2 protein-coding genes are annotated in these 1,262 nt (G+C 69.9%); both read left to right on the forward strand.

The annotated features are described in order from the left end of the window. Positions 1-723: MMPL family transporter (locus tag AB0J09_RS65055; RefSeq protein ID WP_360714523.1), on the forward strand; the 723-nt coding region annotated here is incomplete at its 5' end. Positions 724-819: 96 nt separating this feature from the next. Beyond that, a partial coding sequence (locus AB0J09_RS65060; protein WP_360714525.1) for an MFS transporter occupies positions 820-1,262 on the forward strand: 443 nt, incomplete at its 3' end.

Below are 1,262 nucleotides of genomic sequence, written 5' to 3' on the forward strand. Positions count from 1 at the left end.
GCCGCCGCCCGGATGGCCCGGGGGCTGCGCGCGGTCCCGGCCCCCTCCGGCGCCACGGCCCTGGTGACCGGGCGGCCGGCGACCCTCCTCGACGTGCGCCAGGCGGTCGCGGACCGGATGCCGTGGTTCGCCCTGTTCGTGGTGTTGGCCTGCGGGGTGCTGCTGTTCTGGGCCTTCGGCTCGCTCGTCCTGCCGCTGAAGTCGATCGTCCTGAACATGTTGTCTCTGTCGGCCTCGTTCGGCGCGATCACGCTGATCTTCCAGAACGGGTTCCTGTCCGGCCTCCTGGGCTTCGACCCCGCCGGATGGCTGGACGTGGTGTTCCCAGTCATCATCCTGGTGATGGCGTTCGGGCTGGCGCTGGACTACGAGGTGTTCCTGGTCTCCAGGATCCGAGAGGAATGGGACAGAACGCATGACAGTGCGGAGTCGGTGGCGGTGGGTGCCCAGCGCTCGTCCGGCGTGATCTCCAGTGCGGCGCTGCTGCTGCTCGTGGTGGTCGGCGGCTTCGCCTTGGGGCAGGTCACGCTGATGAAGATGATCGGCGTGGGCCTGGTGATCGCGATCGGCGTGGACGCGACGATCGTCCGCGGCCTGCTGGTGCCCGCCACGATGCGCCTGCTCGGCCGCTGGGCCTGGTGGGCTCCGGCCCCGCTGTCCCGCTGGTGGTCGCGCCACGGCCTGCGGGAGACCGCACCGGCTTTGGAACCTGCGACTCGCTGAGGGGGAGCTTCGCGCGGCTCCTCCTCACCACCCGCTGAGGGGAGCCGCAGAACCCCGATGGAGGCCAGTTGTTCTTGAAGTTCTAGCCTGAATGTCGTGAAATATGGCGCTGCGTTGGCTGTATTGCTGTCGGCCTGGTTCATGGCTCAGTTCGACTTCTTCGTGGTCAACGTGGCCGCCCCCTCCATCGAACACGACCTGAACGCGGGTCCGGCCGCCCTCGAGCTGATCGTGGGCGGCTACGCGTTCACCTACGCGGCAGGCATGATCACCGGAGGGCGGCTCGGCGACCGCTACGGCTACCGGCGGCTGTTCATCTGGGGCGTGGCCGCGTTCACGGTCGCGTCGGTCCTGTGCGGGATCGCCGTGAACCCGGCCCAGCTGGTGGCTGCCCGCCTGCTCCAGGGCCTGACGGGCGCGATGATGGTGCCGCAGGTGCTGGCCACCATCTCCGCGGTGTACCCGCCGGACGAGCGGGCGCGCGCCCTCGGCTGGTACGGCGTCGCGGGCGGCCTGGGCTCGATCGCCGGGCAGGTGCT

The sequence above is a fragment of the Nonomuraea sp. NPDC049784 genome (genome assembly GCF_040659615.1).
Classification (GTDB): domain Bacteria; phylum Actinomycetota; class Actinomycetes; order Streptosporangiales; family Streptosporangiaceae; genus Nonomuraea.